1 protein-coding gene is annotated in these 1,739 nt (G+C 65.2%); it reads left to right on the plus strand.

Annotated elements, in window-relative coordinates; genetic code table 11:
* Nucleotides 1-315 precede the first annotated feature (315 nt).
* Nucleotides 316-1,739 (plus strand): type VI secretion system tip protein TssI/VgrG (tssI, locus tag RA29_RS21620; protein ID WP_039690037.1); only part of this gene is annotated, 1,424 nt, incomplete at its 3' end.

A 1,739-nucleotide genomic window follows, 5' to 3' on the forward strand; every position in this document is an offset into this window, starting at 1 on the left:
AGCAAAGCTGCATCGCTGCCATAGGTCGCGTCGGATAAGGCTATCTGGAAACACCGCCCGCCGCGGGTGAGGTGGACCAGCCAGGCTAGCTGGCCCTTGCCGGGTTTCTCTTTGTGGAAAATGGTGTCGCTGTCGTAATGGGCGGTGGCGGGTCGGCGGCGCTTCCTCGCGCAAGCCCTTTCGATGTTTGCCCGCAACCGATGCGAGCAAGGATACGCCGACGCTTGCCCGCTCGTAACAATCGACTCGTCACGCGGAGCTGGGCGTGACTAGTCTCTGTCCAGTTTCTTTAAGTTGTGATGCAAGGCCCTTTTTATGAACGCCGCCTCTGATTTTGTTCAAGCTGACCGTATCCTGCGCATCTCCACCCCGCTGGGCGATGACACCCTTCTGGCCGAGAGGCTGACGGTCGAGGAGCATGTCTCGGCGCTGTTTGAGATCACCGTCTCGGTGCGCTCGAAAGAACCCGAGATCGCGCCCGACCAGCTCTTGGGCCAGCCCGTCGATGTGAGTGTTGAGCTCAGCCAGGAGCCAGCCGTCCGCCGCGCCTGGAACGCCATCGTGACCAATCTGATCGCGGGCCCGCGCGCCAGCCGGGGGCTGCGATCCTACCAGCTGGTCCTGCGCCCGGCGTTGTGGATGCTGGCGCAAAAGAGCGATTGCCGCATCTGGCTGGACAAGTCTGCGACCGAGGTGGCCGAGATCCTGTGCAGCGAGCACGGGCTGCCCGCCCCCGTGATCCGCGGTGTGGTCGATGCACCGCCACGGCAGCACTACTCGGTCCAGTGGAATGAGACGGATCTCGACTACCTGATGCGGCGGCTGCAGGAGGACGGGCTGTTCTTCTTCTGGCAGCACGAAGAGGGCGCGCATGATCTGCATATCGCGTCGCACCCGGCAGGCTATCTGGACGCGATTGAGGATGACGGCGACGTGCGGTTTGCCCATGGCTCGACCGATCGCAACCACATTAACCGGTTCGAAACGTGCTTCCGCTACATCCCCGGCAGCCATGCGGGGCGCGACTGGAACTTCACCACGCCCGAGACGGTGCCAGGGGCGACATCGCCGGGGCTGGTGACGCTGCCGAAGAACGGCGGCTATGAGCTTTATGAATACCCTGTGCAGGCGGGCTATGGCACGGGCACGCGCGCCAGTGAGGGCATCGACAACACGCAGGTCGAGCGTGTGGCTAAGCTGCGCATGCAGGCGCTGGAGGCGGAGCATGCGCGGGTCGAGGGCGCGGGTGCGGTGCGCACGCTGGCCCCGGGGCACCGGTTCACGCCTTATGACGGGGCCGATCCCGACACCGTGTTTGAGCCGCACGTGATCCTGTCGATCACCCACGAGGTGGTGGACACCAGTTACGAGAGTGTCGAGAACCAGCCCGAATACGTGAACCGCTTTCTGGCGCTGCCTGCGGATGTGCCCGCCACCCCGCCGCGCACCACGCCGCACCCGCGCATCGACGGCACGCAGGTGGCGATTGTTGCGGGCCCCGAGGGCGAGGAGATCCACCCCGACGAATACGGCCGGATCAAGCTGTGGTTCCCCTGGGACCGCCGCGCGGCCAAAGACGGCTCGGACACCTGCTGGGTCCGGGTGGCGCAGAACTGGGCGGGTGCCGGCTGGGGCGGCCAGGTGATCCCCCGTATCGGGATGGAGGTCATGGTCACGTATTTAGACGGCGACCCCGACAGACCCGTCGTCACAGGCGTCGTCCCGAACCAGCGCCAGAA

Origin of the sequence: Tateyamaria sp. ANG-S1, assembly GCF_000814025.1 — a bacterium.
Taxonomy (GTDB): Bacteria; Pseudomonadota; Alphaproteobacteria; order Rhodobacterales; family Rhodobacteraceae; genus Tateyamaria.